This is a genomic window from Leptothrix discophora, assembly GCF_030705305.1.
Classification (GTDB): domain Bacteria; phylum Pseudomonadota; class Gammaproteobacteria; order Burkholderiales; family Burkholderiaceae_C; genus Sphaerotilus; species Sphaerotilus discophorus.
The window spans coordinates 89,471-102,960 of sequence record NZ_JAUZEE010000003.1 but is presented as its reverse complement, the minus strand read 5'-3'; the positions used below and the strand labels follow the sequence as shown (position 1 = coordinate 102,960).

11 protein-coding genes are annotated in these 13,490 nt (G+C 71.8%); 5 read left to right on the top strand and 6 right to left on the bottom strand.

Annotated features, from left to right (window positions below; genetic code table 11):
• Nucleotides 1–3: 3 nt before the first annotated feature.
• Both Q8X39_RS06615 and Q8X39_RS06610 read left to right on the top strand, forming a co-directional pair.
• Nucleotides 4–996: a DUF1993 family protein gene (locus Q8X39_RS06615; protein WP_305748865.1), complete on the top strand. Its 993-nt coding sequence runs from the start codon at nucleotides 4–6 to the stop codon at nucleotides 994–996.
• Nucleotides 993–2,885: a caspase family protein gene (locus Q8X39_RS06610; RefSeq protein ID WP_305748864.1), complete on the top strand. Its 1,893-nt coding sequence runs from the start codon at nucleotides 993–995 to the stop codon at nucleotides 2,883–2,885. The genes Q8X39_RS06615 and Q8X39_RS06610 overlap by 4 nt, the downstream gene beginning before the upstream one ends.
• Nucleotides 2,886–2,934: 49 nt before the next feature.
• Here the strand turns inward: Q8X39_RS06610 and Q8X39_RS06605 are convergent, their stop codons facing one another.
• Nucleotides 2,935–4,863: a PhoX family protein gene (locus tag Q8X39_RS06605; protein ID WP_305748863.1), complete on the bottom strand. Its 1,929-nt coding sequence runs from the start codon at nucleotides 4,861–4,863 to the stop codon at nucleotides 2,935–2,937.
• Nucleotides 4,864–4,969: 106 nt separating this feature from the next.
• Here Q8X39_RS06605 and Q8X39_RS06600 point away from each other — a divergent pair, with 106 nt between their 5' ends.
• From Q8X39_RS06600 to Q8X39_RS06590, 3 genes are all read left to right on the top strand, one after another.
• Nucleotides 4,970–6,103: a DNA alkylation repair protein gene (locus tag Q8X39_RS06600; RefSeq protein WP_305748862.1), complete on the top strand. Its 1,134-nt coding sequence runs from the start codon at nucleotides 4,970–4,972 to the stop codon at nucleotides 6,101–6,103.
• Between the two features lie 91 nt (nucleotides 6,104–6,194).
• Entirely contained in the window at nucleotides 6,195–6,452 is a 258-nt protein-coding gene (locus tag Q8X39_RS06595; protein WP_305748861.1) for a type II toxin-antitoxin system Phd/YefM family antitoxin, read from the top strand.
• The gene (locus Q8X39_RS06590; protein WP_305748860.1) at nucleotides 6,449–6,871 is read left to right on the top strand and encodes a type II toxin-antitoxin system VapC family toxin; all 423 of its coding nucleotides are present in this window, start codon (nucleotides 6,449–6,451) and stop codon (nucleotides 6,869–6,871) included. Before Q8X39_RS06595 ends, Q8X39_RS06590 begins: the two co-directional genes overlap by 4 nt.
• Before the next feature lie 25 nt (nucleotides 6,872–6,896).
• Here the strand turns inward: Q8X39_RS06590 and Q8X39_RS06585 are convergent, their stop codons facing one another.
• From Q8X39_RS06585 to hypE, 5 genes are read right to left on the bottom strand one after another with little or no spacing between them, the layout of a single operon-like run.
• Nucleotides 6,897–8,267 carry a sensor histidine kinase gene (locus tag Q8X39_RS06585; RefSeq protein ID WP_305748859.1) on the bottom strand — a complete coding sequence of 457 codons (1,371 nt, stop codon included), beginning with the start codon at nucleotides 8,265–8,267 and terminating at the stop codon, nucleotides 6,897–6,899.
• A gap of 52 nt (nucleotides 8,268–8,319) precedes the next feature.
• Nucleotides 8,320–9,810, bottom strand: coding sequence for a nickel-dependent hydrogenase large subunit (locus Q8X39_RS06580; RefSeq protein ID WP_305748858.1), 1,491 nt, complete (start codon nucleotides 9,808–9,810; stop codon nucleotides 8,320–8,322).
• A 10-nt stretch (nucleotides 9,811–9,820) separates the two neighbouring features.
• Complete coding sequence (locus Q8X39_RS06575) at nucleotides 9,821–10,825, bottom strand: NADH-quinone oxidoreductase subunit B family protein (RefSeq protein WP_305748857.1); 1,005 nt, start codon at nucleotides 10,823–10,825, stop codon at nucleotides 9,821–9,823.
• Nucleotides 10,822–12,375: a sigma-54-dependent transcriptional regulator gene (locus Q8X39_RS06570; RefSeq protein ID WP_305748856.1), complete on the bottom strand. Its 1,554-nt coding sequence runs from the start codon at nucleotides 12,373–12,375 to the stop codon at nucleotides 10,822–10,824. The genes Q8X39_RS06575 and Q8X39_RS06570 overlap by 4 nt, the downstream gene beginning before the upstream one ends.
• Before the next feature lie 52 nt (nucleotides 12,376–12,427).
• Complete coding sequence (hypE, locus tag Q8X39_RS06565) at nucleotides 12,428–13,486, bottom strand: hydrogenase expression/formation protein HypE (protein WP_305748855.1); 1,059 nt, start codon at nucleotides 13,484–13,486, stop codon at nucleotides 12,428–12,430.
• Between the last annotated feature and the right edge of the window lie 4 nt (nucleotides 13,487–13,490).

The following is a 13,490-nucleotide window of genomic DNA, read 5'->3' as shown; positions in this document are numbered from 1 at the left end:
GCGATGAGCACGCCGGCCGGCCCGCGCGACAGCGCCCACCAGCACCCGCGCGTCGGCGTGGGCGTGCTGGTCCAGGACGATGCCGGTCGCGTGTTGCTGGGGCTGCGACGCGGGGCACATGGTGCGGGCACCTGGTCGGCGCCGGGCGGACACCTCGAATGGGGCGAGTCCTTCGAGGACTGCGCCCGCCGCGAGGTGGCCGAGGAGACCGGCCTGGTGATCGGCGAGTTGCGGGCCGGCCCGGTCACCAACGATGTCTTCGCAGCCGAAGGTCGCCACTACGCTACTGTCGTGATGCTGGCCCGCCACCCCGGCGGCGAGCCGCAACGGCTGGAGCCGGACAAGTGCGAGGCCTGGGCCTGGTTCGACTGGGAGGCGCTGCCGCAGCCGCTGTTCGCGCCGCTGGCGAGCCTGAAGGCGTCGGGCTGGATGCCACTGGGACGGGGCCCCGTGCCCGCGTTGTTCGACGCCTCCGTGCCGGTCTTCCTGCACTACCTCGACCGGCTGGACGGCCTGGTCGCCAAGGTCGAGCGGGCCTGCCGCGCGGCGCCCGACGCGGCCGCGGCCGAGGCCGGCTGGCTGGCCGCGCGCCTGGCGCCGGACATGCTGCCCTGGGCGGTGCAGGTGGAGATCGCTGCCAACTTCGCCTTGCGTGGCTGCTGCCCGCTGGCCGGCTTGCCGGTGCCGCCGGGCGAGTCGCCGCAGGGCCTGACGGGCCTGCGCGGGCGCATCGCACGTGTGCGGTCCCGCGTGGCCTCGTTCCGGCCGCAAGACTACGCCGGTGCCGACGCCCGCCGCATCCGCAGCAGGGCCGGCGATGCCGAGCTGGACCTGCCGGCCGGCGAGTTCCTGCAGCGCCACCTGCTGCCCAACTTCTTCTTCCACCTGGCGATGGTCTACGCCATCGCCCGGCAGCGCGGCCTGCCACTGGGCAAGGCCGACTTCGACGGCTACCACGCCTATCCGCCACCCGGCATGACCTGGAGCGCCCCATGACCCTGAAGATCCTCTGCGTGCACGGTATCGGCAAGCACGAGCCCGGCGCGGCCTGGGAGACGAGCTGGCGCGAGGCCATCCGCGCGCCGCTGGCACGGGTCGCGCCGGAGCTGGCCGTGGAGATCGCCTTCGTGCACCTGGACGCGGAGTTCGGCGCCCGGCAGGCCGGCGCCCTGGACGTCGCGCGGGCGGTCGGCAAGCTGCTCGGCAGCGGCCTGGGCTCGCTCGGCGGCACCGGCGCGGCGGCGTTGCCGCGCGAACGTGGCCTGCTCGGCAACGTCATCGACCGGGTGCGCTGGACCGCCGGCATGGTCGTGCAATGGGTCGAGGACGCGGCCCTGCGGCGCGACACCCGCGCCACGCTGGCGGCCCGGCTGCGCAGCTTCCAGCCCGATGTGGTGGTCGCCCACAGCCTGGGCACGCTGGTCGCCTACGACACCTTCACGCAGGCGAAGACGGCCCCCTTGCTGGCGGGCCGCACGCTGGTCACCTGCGGCTCGCAGATCGGCAACCCTTTCGTGGTCGGCCAGTTCGCGGCTGGGCGGCTGATGCCGCTGCCGCAGGCCACGCGCTGGTTCCACCTCTACAACCCCGAGGACGACGTCTTCACCGCGCCGATCCGGCTGGCCGAGGCCGACAACTACACCCCGCTCACGACCCGCTTCGACATCGACGGCATCGCCGATCACGACGTCGAGCAGTACATGGGCCACCGCCTGACGGTCGATGCGGTCTGGGCGACGCTGGCCGCGCAGGCCGTCGCCACGGGTGCGACACACGACAGGGCAGAACCTGCCGCCGAGGCCGTAGAAGCCGTGAAAGCCGTGAAAGCCGAGAAGGCCGTGAAAGCCTTGAAGGCCACCGCCACGCCGGCACGTCCGCCGCGCCAGCGCGCGTTGCTGGTGGGCATCAACGAGTACGCCGATCCGGCCGCCAACCTGTCGGGCTGCGTCAACGACGTCTGGCTGGTGAGCGCGCTGCTGCAGGAGTCCGGCTACGCGCCCGAGGACATCCGCATCGTGCTGAACGACCGCGCCACCACCGCCGGCGTGGTCGAGCGCATGGACTGGCTGCTCGACGACGCGCGGGGTGGCGACACCTGCTTCTTCTACTACAGCGGCCACGGCGCGCAGGTGCCGACCTATGGGCCGGACGGCAAGGTCGACCGCATCAACGAGTCGCTGGTGCTGCACGACTTCGACTGGTCGGCCGGCAAGGCCTTCAGCGACGTGCAGTTCCATGCGCTCTACAGCCAGCTGCCGTATGACCTGCGCCTGGTCTGCATGTTCGACTGCTGCCATGCCGGCGGCATGACCCGCGCGGCGGCGCAGCGGGTGCGCGGGCTCAACCCGCCCGACGACATCCGCCACCGCATGCTGCGCTGGGACGGCGCGCGCGAGATGTGGTTGCCGCGCCGCTTCGACGCCCCGAGCAAGGCCTACGACGAGCGATTCAACGGCAAGCCCGCGACCCGCTCGGCCGGCGGCCAGGACCAGCCGCTGCGCGCCACGCACCGGCTCGGCCAGGCCATGGACCTGCGTGGGGGCTACGAGCCGGTCCGCGCCGGCAAGGCCGGCACGGCGCAGCAGCGCGGCCACCTCGGGCCCTACCTGCCGACGCTGATCTATGCCTGCAGCGACCAGCAGTTCGCGCACGAGTACGAGCACGGCCCGATCTCGCACGGCGCCTTCACCTACAGCCTGGTCAAGACGCTGCGGCGCGACCGTCGCGAGGCCGGTGGTGCCCGCCGCGGCAAGGCGGCGAGGTTGACCTTCGCCCAGCTGGTCGAGGCGGTCGGGCGCGAGCTGGCCGAGCTGGGCTATGCCCAGTCGCCCAGCCTGATCGCGCCGCAGGTGGTCAAGGACATGACCGTGCCGCTGATGGCCTGAGCGACCGGGCAGCGCCGCCGCCCGGCCAGGCGCCTGATCCGGTGCCGGATCAGGTACCGATGAGGCCGCCGTCGGCCTTGCGCACCACGACCGTGGCCGAACGCGGGCGGCCATCGGCACGCTGGTCGGGCCAGTTCGACACGGCACGCGGGTTGGCCGGGTCGTTGCGTTCGCTGGCCGGCTCGCCGGGGTGCTGGACGTTCAGGAACATCGTGCGGCCGTCCGGCGTCATGGTCACGCCGGTGATCTCGCAGCCCTTCGGGCCGACCAGGAAGCGGCGGATCTCGCCCGTCGCGGGGTCGGCCGCCAGCATCATGTTGTTGCCCAGGTTGACGAGGTCACCCTTGCCCATGGCCGAGGTCGACATGTCGCACTGGATCCAGAGCGTGCCGCGGGCATCGACCCAGAGGCCGTCCGGGCAGGCGAAGGCGTCGCCCTTGATGTTGCCCTTGGCGTCGGCGCGCTCCAGGCTCTTGTCACCGGCCATGACGAAGTGCTTCCACGCGAAGGTGGTGCCGTCGAAGTCGCCGCTGTCCTGCCACTCGATGATGTTGCCCATCGTGTTGTTGGCACGCGGGTTGGCGGCGTCCACGCCGGGGTTGCTGCCCACGCCGCGGTTGCTGTTGTTGGTCAGGGTGCAGTAGACCTTGCGGGTCTTCTGGTCGACCGCCGTCCATTCCGGGCGGTCCATCTTGGTGGCGCCCAGCAGGTCGCTGGCCTGGCGCGACTTGATCAGCACCTCGCCCTGGTCGGCAAAGCCGTTGGCCGCCGTCAGCGGACCCTGGCCATGCACCAGCGGCAGCCACGCGCCCTTGCCATCGGCATCGAAGCGGGCGACGTAGAGCGTGCCGTGGTCCAGCAGCGTGGCGTTGGCGCGGGCACCGCCCGGCTTGATCGCGTCGCGGCTGACGAACTTGTAGATGTACTCGAAGCGCGAGTCCTCGCCCATGTAGATGACGGCACGCTGTTCACGCGTGACGGCCACCGTGGCACCTTCGTGCGCGGCACGGCCCAGGGCGGTGCGCTTGACCGGGGTCGAGCTGGCGTCCATCGGGTCGATCTCGACGACCCAGCCGTGGCGGTTGATCTCGTTGGGATGCTTGACGGCATCGAAGCGCTCGTCATGCTCATGCCAGCGGTACAGCTTCGCGTCGACCTTCTGCAGGCCCCAGCGCTTCTGGTGCGCATCGGGCGTGGACGGACCGTTGAAGTAGTTGATGAAGTTCTCTTCGCAGGTCAGGTAGGTGCCCCACGGCGTCTTGCCCGAACCGCAGTTGTTGAAGGTGCCGAGGATCTTCATGCCCTTCGGGTCGGCGGCGGTCTGCATCAGCTTGTGGCCGGCGGCCGGGCCACCCACGGCCATCGGCGTGGTGGCGGTGATGCGGCGGGCCCAGGGCGAGGGCGTGACCTGCGTCCACTTGCCGTCCTTGAACTCGACCTCGATGACCGACACGCCGTGCGCGGCCTGCGACTTCTTCACCTTCTCGGCCGTCCAGGTGGCCATGCCGTCGGCATGCAGCAGGCCGTCGTCGACGTACTCGTGGTTCATCACCAGCAGGCCGCTCTTGGTGGCGTCGGCCGAGCCTTCCTGGGCGTAGAAGTGGATGCCGTCGTGGTGCATGCCCAGCTGCGCGGCCTGTTCGGCGGCGGTGTTCTTGCCGTCGAACTTGAAGGCCGGGGTCTCGCCCGACAGGCCGACCGGCTCACCCCAGGCGGCGATGGCCTGCGCCACATAGCCCTTGGGCACGGCGATCGCGTCGGCGGTGCCGACCGGCACGCTCTCGAAGCCGATGAGCTTGCCGCCCATCAGGCCACCGACGCTGGCGCAGCCGGTGAGCGCGCCCAGGCCCAGCGAGCCACCGAGCAGCGCGCCCAAGCCGCCGCGCAGCATCACGCGGCGTGACGGGTCGGACACCTCGTGGATGCTCGGGTTGTTCGAGCGGTTGCTGTCTTCCATCGTGTCGAAGTCTTTGGCCATGGGGGCTCCTGCTGGGGTCGTTGCAAACAGCGCGCGAGGCTCGCAGCAGTCTGTGACCGTGTTGTGACGGATCGCACACGATTGCTGCACCGCCAGAATGCAGGGCATGGCCGAACCCCTCAAGAACCTGCTCGACGGCAGCCAGGTCGACGCGATGGCCGCGCACCTGTCGCGCGTCTGTCATGAATTCGACCGCGAGGCCTTCGTCGCCCGCGCCCGTCCGGGCCTCGACGCGCTCGCGTTCAAGGCCCGCGCCATGCAGCTGGCCGATGCGCTGGAGGTGGCCCTGCCGGCCGACTTCGACCGTGCCGCCGACGCGCTGGAGGCGTCGCTGGCGCCGGTCACGGCACACGACTTCGACGAGCCCGGCGAGCTGCGCACCCACGCGCTGGGGCTGGCCGGCTGGCCGGTCTGGGCGATGGGCGAGTATGTCGCCCGGCGCGGCCAAGACCTGCCCGATCGTGCGCTGGCCGCGCTGCATGCGCTGACCCAGCGCTTCAGTGCCGAGTTCGCCATCCGCCCCTTCATCGTCCGCCACCCGGCGCGCGTGATCGCCACGCTGCAGCGCTGGACCACCGATCGCAGCGCGCATGTGCGCCGCCTGGTCAGCGAGGGCAGCCGGCCGCGCCTGCCCTGGGGCCTGCAGCTCAAGGCCCTGATCGCCGACCCGTCGCCGACGCTGCCCCTGCTCGAAGCCCTGCAGGACGACCCGAGCGGCTACGTGCGCCGGTCGGTCGCCAACCACCTCAACGACATCGCCAAGGACCATCCAGCCCGCGTGGCCGACTGGCTGCAGCGCCACCTGCCGGAGGCCAGCGCCCAGCGCCGTGCGCTGCTGCGCCATGCCAGCCGCACGCTGGTCAAGCAGGGTGACGTGGCCGTTCTTGCGGCCTGGGGCCTCGGCCAGCCGCTGCAGGGCCGCGCGGTGCTGCGCGTCACGCCGGCCTCGATCCGGCTGGGCGAGTCGGTCGACCTGAACCTGATGCTGGTCTCGACCTCGCCGCAGCCGCAGCGCCTGGTCATCGACTACGCCGTCCACCACGTCAAGGCCAACGGCAGCAGCTCGCCCAAGGTCTTCAAGGGCTGGAACCTGGAGCTCGCCGCCGGCGAACACCGCGCCATGCTCAAGCGCCACGCCGTCAAGCCGATCACGACCCGGACCTACCACCCCGGCTGGCACCGCATCACGGTGCAGGTCAACGGCCAGGCGGTGGCGGAGGGTGGGTTCATGTTGGGGTGATGAACGTGGTCCAAGCCTGAGCGCCCAAGGGAGATTGACACCGGATCCACTTGTCATCAGACTAGTTATCTGACTAGTTTTGGGGGTTCCGATGAATGCTTGGCCCGTTCAAGACGCGAAGGCGCGATTCAGCGAGTTCCTCGATGCCTGTCTCAACGAAGGGCCGCAGATGGTCACGCGTCGCGGTACCGAGGCCGCCGTGCTGGTGCCGGTGCAGGAGTGGCGTCGGCTCCAGTCCTCTGCCCGTCCTTCGTTGAAGGACCTGCTGCTGAGCGACGAGGCCCGCGCGGAACTGGTCCTCCCTGCACGCGGTCAGGCGAGGAGGCGAGCCGTGGAGCGACTGAAATGACCGGCGGCTACCTGCTCGACACCAACGTGGTGTCCGAGTTGCGCAAGCCACGGCCGCATGGTGGCGTTCTTGCGTGGCTCCAGACGCTCGACAACGCCCAACTCCACCTGTCCGCCGTCACCCTCGGAGAAATCCAGGCCGGCATCGAGATCACGCGCGAACAGGATCCTGAAAAGGCCGCCGAAATCGAAGCCTGGCTGGAGCAGGTGGCCGGTGCCTTCAACGTCCTGCCGATGGATGCCCGTGCCTTCAGCGCCTGGGCGCGGCTGATGCATCGCAAGTCCGACACCCTGTTCGAGGACGCGATGATCGGCGCGACCGCGCAGATTCACGGCTTGCAGGTGGCCACGCGCAACGTCGCCGATTTCGAGGCACTCGGATTGACGGTGTTCAATCCCTTCGCAGCCGCGCGGGCATGAAGTCCGTGTCTCCGGGAACGGTCCATCAGGCAGGGTCCAGCGGCAGCCCCAGCACGAACACCGCCCCGCCTTCGGGCGCGTTCTCGGCGCGCAGCTCGCCGCCGTGCTGCTCGACGATGGCGTAGCTGATCGACAGGCCCAGGCCGGTGCCCTGGCCGACCGGCTTGGTGGTGAAGAAGGGATCGAAGACGCGCGGCAGGTGCTCCTGCGGGATGCCGGGGCCGTTGTCGCGCAGGCGGATCTCGACGCGGCGGTGGGCCGCATCGACGCGGCTGCTGATCCACAGCTCGGGCGGGTCGTGGGCGTTGGGGCGTCCGTCGGGATGGGCGGCGGTGGCGGCGTCCAGCGCGTTCTGGACCAGGTTCATCAGCACCTGCTGGAGCCGGCCGGCGCTGCCGCTGACCGTCACCGGCGGTCCCAGGTCGCGGTGCACCGTCAGCACGCTGGCGCTGGCCTTGGCGACCCAGTGCAGCGCCCGTTCGATGACGGCGTGCAGGTCGACGGCCTGGCGTTCCTCGCGGTCCATGGCCGAGAAGCGACGCAGGCCCTGCACGATGTCGGCGGTGCGCTGCGCGCCTTCGAGCGTGCCCTCCATCAGCGAGGGCAGGTCCTTCAGGATCGGGTCGATGCGCAGCGCGCGGCGCTGCTCGGCCAGGGCCTCGGGCGCGGCACCCGCATGGACCTGGTCGAGGTAGCGGCCCAGCCGCTCGCTGTAGCGCTGCAGCGCGTGAACGTTGGCCAGCACGAAGCTGATCGGGTTGTTCAGCTCGTGCGCGACGCCCGCGACCAGCCGGCCCAGCGAGGCCATCTTCTCGGCATGCAGCAGCTGCTGCTGGGTCCGCTTGAGGGCTTCGTGGGCTTCCTGCAGCTCGCGGTAAGCGCGCTTGATCTCGCCCATCGGGCGGCCGACCCAGACATGGCCGACGCGCCGCCCGGTGGCGTCGAAGCGGGCGGTGCAGTTGAAGTCCACCGGCACCGACTGGCCCTGTGCGTCGACCAGTTCCAGTTCGACCGACAGCGCATCGCGGCGGGCCTGCACCGCCCGCGTCAGCGCGCCCAGGCGCTCGGCCGGCGCGGTCGCGTCGAGCGGGTCCGGGCGTGCCGGGCCGGCCATCAGCTCGGCCATCGGCCGGCCGCGCAGCTCGGCATCGCGACGGCCGACCAGCGTGCACAGGGCGGCGTTGGTCTCCTCGATGCGGCCGTCCTCGCTGCAGGCCAGCAGCACGTCGCTCATCGAGGCCAGCAGGCTGAAGATGAAGCGCTGCGACTGCTCCAGCTGCGCGTTCTTCTCCTCCAGAGCGACCTCGTCGGCGACCAGCTGCGAATAGACCTCGTCCATCTTCTGGATCACGTCCAGCCAGGTCGACTCGTCGATGCCTTCGGCGCCTGCGGGCATGTCCGGAGGCAGCGGGCGAGGGCGTGGGCTGTCGCTCATGACACGGGGGCGTTCAATGGACGGTGCAGACCATGCAGGGGTCGAACGACCGGACGATGTGCTGGACCGACACCGGCGTGGTCTCGCCCGGTTCGACCCGTGCGCCGACCAGCGCGGCTTCCAGCGCACCGGGCGTGCCGGCCGCGTCGCGCGGCGAGAAGTTGATGCTGGTCGGCGCGACGATCTGCCAGCTCGCGATGCGGCCGTCGCGCACCACCGCCCAATGGCCCAGCGCACCGCGCGCGGCCTCGGTCAGGCCGACGCCGGTGCCGTCCTCGGGCAGCTGGAACGGGGCGCTCCAGGGCTCGCCCGGACGCAGCGCGGACAGCCAGCCGACCATCTCGGGCAGCACCCGCGCGATCTCGACCAGGCGGGCCAGCACGCGGGTGCGCACGCTGGCACCGTCGCGGCGCACGGCCTGGGTGATCAGCGGCTGGCCACTGGCCAGCTGGCGGGCCAGCGCGCCGGTCTCGACCACCTGGCCGGCCAGCCGGGGCGCCTTGTTCCAGGTGTAGGCACCGGGCTTGTCGGGCTCTGGCTGGGTGTGGCCGCGCAGCGGTGAGCGGGCCGGCGCGGCATCGGGCTCGTCGCCGGGGCGTGTGGCCAGCCAGGCGTGGGTGGCGTCCTCGGTGAGGTCGGCGCTGTAGCGGGCCGCGTCGATGGCCTGCGGCCCGGCATCGGCCGTCCAGACGCCGGCGGCCAGCAGGTGGCTGCCATCGGGCTGGCGGTAGGCGCCGACGCTGAGCGTGCGGCCCGGACCGATGCCGGCCTGCGCCAGGTCCAGCGAGTCGGCGCAGCGCAGGAACAGCGCCAGGTCGCTGGCCGCGCCGGGTCCGTCGGCCCAGGCACTCAGCGCCGCGTCGTCGGCCAGCGCGGCGATGGCCTCCAGCGGCGCGCCGAACAGGGTCTGTTCGCAGAAGGCCTGCAGCTCGCGCACCTTGGCGATCAGGCGCAGCCGCTCGGCCGCGTCGATCGCCCGGCTGCTGCCGCCGGGGTGGATGCTCTGCGTGTGCGGCCACTTGCCGCCCAGCGTGCCCATCACCGTGAACCAGCGCTGGCGCGCGGCGGTGGCAGCCCGGGCATGCTCGCCCCGGCCGGCGGCGAAGCGCCGCTCGACCTCGCCGAACCACGGCTGCGCGGCATAGGCTGGCCGCGCGAAGTCGGGCATGAAGAACAGGTGGAAATGGGTCAGGTGGTCGGCCAGGTTCTCGCAGGCCAGCATCAGGTTGGTCGCGATCAGGCCGTTGGGCGGCACCTCGACGCCGGCCAGGTCGGCCAGCGCCCGCGCCGCCGCCACGCTCTGGGAGACCGAGCAGATGCCGCAGATGCGCGGCACGATGAACAGCGCGTCCATCGGGTCGCGGCCGACCAGCATCTGCTCGAAGCCGCGGTACATCGGCGCGTTGACGCGGGCCGAGCGCACCCGGCCGTCGACCACGTCCAGGCGCACCTCCAGGTCACCCTCGACGCGGTTGAAGGGTCCGACGACGAGCGTGCGGGTCATGGCATCCCGTTCACTTCAGGCGGGTCTTGCGCGCCACCGGCGGCACGACCACATGGTCGGCGTTGGCGTTCTGACGGACCCGCTTCGGCGTCGCGCTCTTGGACAGCGAGGCCAGCGCGACGAACCAGGCCTTGGGCATGTCGGTCGGCAGGCCGATCGGGATGCCGGCCAGCTTGGGCGTCTGGTGGAAGGCGTGGCCGGGGTCCTGGAAGCCCGGCTCGGTGCAGCTCACGCAGGCATAACCACCCCGGGTGCAGGAGCCTTCACCGTTCCACAGCCGGGTGTTGCAGTCGGCATGCGCCTGGGTGCCCTTGCAGCCCATGTGTTCCATCATGCAGCCGAGGTCGGACGGCTTGTCGGCGCTGGCCTTGAACTCGTAGAACTCGTTGCGGGTGCAGCCGTGGTGGACCAGCTGGTCGGCGTAGAAGCGCGGCCGGCCCAGCGCATCGAGGTCGACCGGACCGAGCAGCCCGGCGGCCAGTGCCGACAGGCTGTCGATGACCCAGCCGGGGTGGGTCGGGCAGCCGGCCACGTTGACGACCGGCAGGCCGCCGCGGGCGACGAAGCCGGCGCCCAGCAGGCCGCCCCTGTGCTCGTCCTCGAACTGCAGGCCGCAGGCATCGGTCGGGTTCGGGCCACTGGCGGTGACGCCGCCCCAGGCCGCGCAGCTGCCGATGGCGACGACGTGGCGGGCGACCGCCGCGAGCTGGCGCACCCAGTCGATCATGGCGACGTCGGTGCCGGCCAGCACATGGAAGCGGCCGCTGCCGTGCGGGCCGCGCAGCAGCGCGCCTTCGACGCACAGCGCGTCCAGCCGGAAGCGGCCGGACAGGCAATCGGCCAGCAGTGTCTGCAGCTCGATGCCGCCGTCCAGCGACAGCGACGGGTGCCACAGCAGCTCGATGCCGGCCTGCCGCAGCGTGGCCTGGAAGTCGGGCGTGTCGGCGCACAGCAGCGACATGCTGCAGCCACCGCAGCCGCCCGATTGCAGCCAGAGCACGTTCAGGCGGGTCATGGCGCGGGGCCTTCCGAGGGCTGCGCCTCGTGGGGGTCGGCGGGCTCGTCGCCGGCCCGCGCGGGCTTGTCGCCCAGCCCGAAGCGCAGCATCTTGGCGCGCAGGCCGACCCGCGACAGCCCCAGCTCGTCGGCCACCCGGGTCCGGTTCCAGCGCTGGCGCAGCAGGGCCTCGCGCAGCAGCCGGGCCTCGATCGCATCGAGGCGTTCCTGCAGCGTGCCGACGGCGGGCAGTCCATCGGCGCGGCTGGCCTGCGACGGCCCGGCCTGGCCGTGCAGCACAGCCGGCGAGAAGGCCGTCGCGTCGATGGTGTCGGCGTCGCTCAGCGCGATGGCGCGGGCGATCTCGTTGCGCAGCTCGCGGATGTTGCCGGGCCAGGGGTAGGCCAGCAGGCAGGCCAGCGCATCCGGCCCGAAGGACAGGCCGCTGCGACCCAGCTCGGTGCCGACCGCATGCAGCAGGCGGATCGCGATGGGCGCGATGTCGCCGGGCCGTTCGCGCAGCGGCGGCACCTGCAGCGTGACGCCGGCGATGCGGTAGTACAGGTCCTGCCGGAAGCGGCCGGCGCGGACCTCGTCGGCGAGCTGGCGGTGCGTCGCGGCGACCACCCGCACGTCCACCGGCACGGCGCGTGCCGCACCGACCGGGCGGACCTCGCCCTCCTGCAGCACCCGCAGCAGCTTGACCTGGAAGGCCGGCGAGGTCTCGCCGATCTCGTCGAGGAAGACGGTGCCGCCGTGGGCGCGCTGGAACAGGCCGACATGGTCCTCGAAGGCGCCGGTGAAGGCGCCGCGCTTGTGGCCGAACAGTTCGCTCTCCAGCAGCGTGTCGGCCAGCGCGGCGCAGTTCTCGACCACGAAGGGCCCGGCCGCGCGCGGCGAGGCGACGTGGATGGCGCGCGCCAGCAGTTCCTTGCCGGTGCCCGATTCGCCCAGCACCAGCACCGGCAGGTCGTAGTGGGCGACCCGCGCGGCCAGGTCGCAGATGCCGTCCAGCGGGCTGCCGGGCGCACGCTCGATGCGCTGGAAGTCGAAGGACTCGCGGACCTCGCGCTGGCGCTCGGCGCGGCGGGCGCGCAGGGCCGGGTTGCCGGCGCGCAGGTCCAGTTCGAGCCGGTCCAGGCCGTGGCGCAGCGCGCGGGCCTCGACGGCCTGCCGCACGGTGGCCAGCAGGTGGTCGGGTACCCAGGGCTTGAGCAGGTACTGGAAGATGCCGGCGTCGTTGATGCCGGCAATGATGTCCTCGCTGTCGGTGTAGCCCGAGATGACGATGCGGACCGCCTCCGGCCATTGCTGGCGGGCTACCTTGAGGAAGTCGACGCCGCTCTGGCCGGGCATGCGCTGGTCGCACAGGATCACGTCGACCGGCTCGGACGCCAACAGCCGGCGGGCCTCGGCGGCGCTGCCGGCGCTGAGCACGCGGAAGTCTTCCTCCAGCGTGCGGCGCATGGCGTCGAGCGAGCGCGGCTCGTCATCGACCAGCAGCACGCTGGGCAGGTCGATGTCGGTGGCGCTGGTGGCGAAGGTGGCGGGGTCGGACGGCAAGGTCATCGGATCACGTCGGGGCGAGGCTGCATTCTCGGCGTGGCCTGCTCGGCCCACATCAGCAGATGCGCGGCAGCGGCTCGCCGCTGAGCCAGTCGACCATGCGCCGGCCGCCGAAGCGGGTCTTCATCTGCACGAAGTGCTGGGCATCGACACCGACCGTGCCGATGCGCGCGGCCTGCGTGCCCAGCGGGTGGCTGCGCAGCGCGGCCAGTGCGTCATCGGCCGACTCGGGCGCGACGATGGCCACCAGCTTGCCCTCGTTGGCCATGTAGAGCGGGTCCAGGCCCAGCAGCTCGCAGGCGGCCTCGACCTGGGGCCTGATCGGCAGCGCGGCCTCGTCCAGCGTGATGCCGGCGCGCGACTGGCGGGCGATCTCGTTGAGCGTGCTGGCCAGGCCGCCGCGGGTCGGGTCGCGCAGCGTGCGCACCGCACCTTCCGGCACGCTTTCCAGCAGCGTGGCGACCAGGCCGTGCAGGGCGGCGCTGTCGCTCTCGATCGTGGTCTCGAAGGCCAGTGACTCGCGCCGCGACAGCACCGCCACGCCATGGTCGCCGAGGGTGCCTGAGACCAGCACCACGTCGCCCGGCCGGGCCAGCGCGCCGCCGATGCGCCGGCCCGGCGGCAAGGCGCCGATGCCGGTGGTGGCGATGAACACGCCGTCGCCCTTGCCCTGCTCGACCACCTTGGTGTCGCCGGTGACGACCGGCACGCCGGCCGCCCGCGAGGCCGCCGCCATGGACTGCACGATCTTCACCAGGTCGACCAGCGCCAGGCCCTCTTCCAGGATGAAGCTGGCGGCCAGGTAGAGCGGCGTCGCGCCCAGCATCGCCACGTCGTTGACGGTGCCGTGTACGGCCAGCGAGCCGATGTCGCCGCCAGGGAAGAACAGCGGCGAGATCACGTGGCCGTCGGTTGCCATGACCAGGCCGTGGCCGGCCGGTGGCGCGGGCAGGCGCGCGCCGTCGTCGCCCTGGCGCAGGAACTCGTTGTCGAAGGCGGGCGCGAAGACCTCCTCGATCAGCTGCAGGCTGGCCCGGCCGCCGGCACCGTGGTTCATGTCGATGCGGCCGTGGCGCAGGTCCAGCGGCCGGATGTAGTCACTTCTGATGGCCATGGGG

Excerpts from the sequence above, each read along its gene's own strand:
- Q8X39_RS06585 (WP_305748859.1), bottom strand. The coding sequence starts at position 8,267 with ATGCCCGCAGGCGCCGAAGGCATCGACGAGTCGACCTGGCTGGACGTG.
- Q8X39_RS06615 (WP_305748865.1), top strand. The coding sequence starts at position 4 with ATGAGCACGCCGGCCGGCCCGCGCGACAGCGCCCACCAGCACCCGCGC.
- Q8X39_RS06610 (WP_305748864.1), top strand. The coding sequence starts at position 993 with ATGACCCTGAAGATCCTCTGCGTGCACGGTATCGGCAAGCACGAGCCC.
- Q8X39_RS06575 (WP_305748857.1), bottom strand. The coding sequence starts at position 10,825 with ATGACCCGCCTGAACGTGCTCTGGCTGCAATCGGGCGGCTGCGGTGGC.
- hypE (WP_305748855.1), bottom strand. The coding sequence starts at position 13,486 with ATGGCCATCAGAAGTGACTACATCCGGCCGCTGGACCTGCGCCACGGC.
- Q8X39_RS06605 (WP_305748863.1), bottom strand. The coding sequence starts at position 4,863 with ATGGCCAAAGACTTCGACACGATGGAAGACAGCAACCGCTCGAACAAC.
- Q8X39_RS06600 (WP_305748862.1), top strand. The coding sequence starts at position 4,970 with ATGGCCGAACCCCTCAAGAACCTGCTCGACGGCAGCCAGGTCGACGCG.
- Q8X39_RS06570 (WP_305748856.1), bottom strand. The coding sequence starts at position 12,375 with ATGACCTTGCCGTCCGACCCCGCCACCTTCGCCACCAGCGCCACCGAC.
- Q8X39_RS06580 (WP_305748858.1), bottom strand. The coding sequence starts at position 9,810 with ATGACCCGCACGCTCGTCGTCGGACCCTTCAACCGCGTCGAGGGTGAC.
- Q8X39_RS06595 (WP_305748861.1), top strand. The coding sequence starts at position 6,195 with ATGAATGCTTGGCCCGTTCAAGACGCGAAGGCGCGATTCAGCGAGTTC.
- Q8X39_RS06590 (WP_305748860.1), top strand. The coding sequence starts at position 6,449 with ATGACCGGCGGCTACCTGCTCGACACCAACGTGGTGTCCGAGTTGCGC.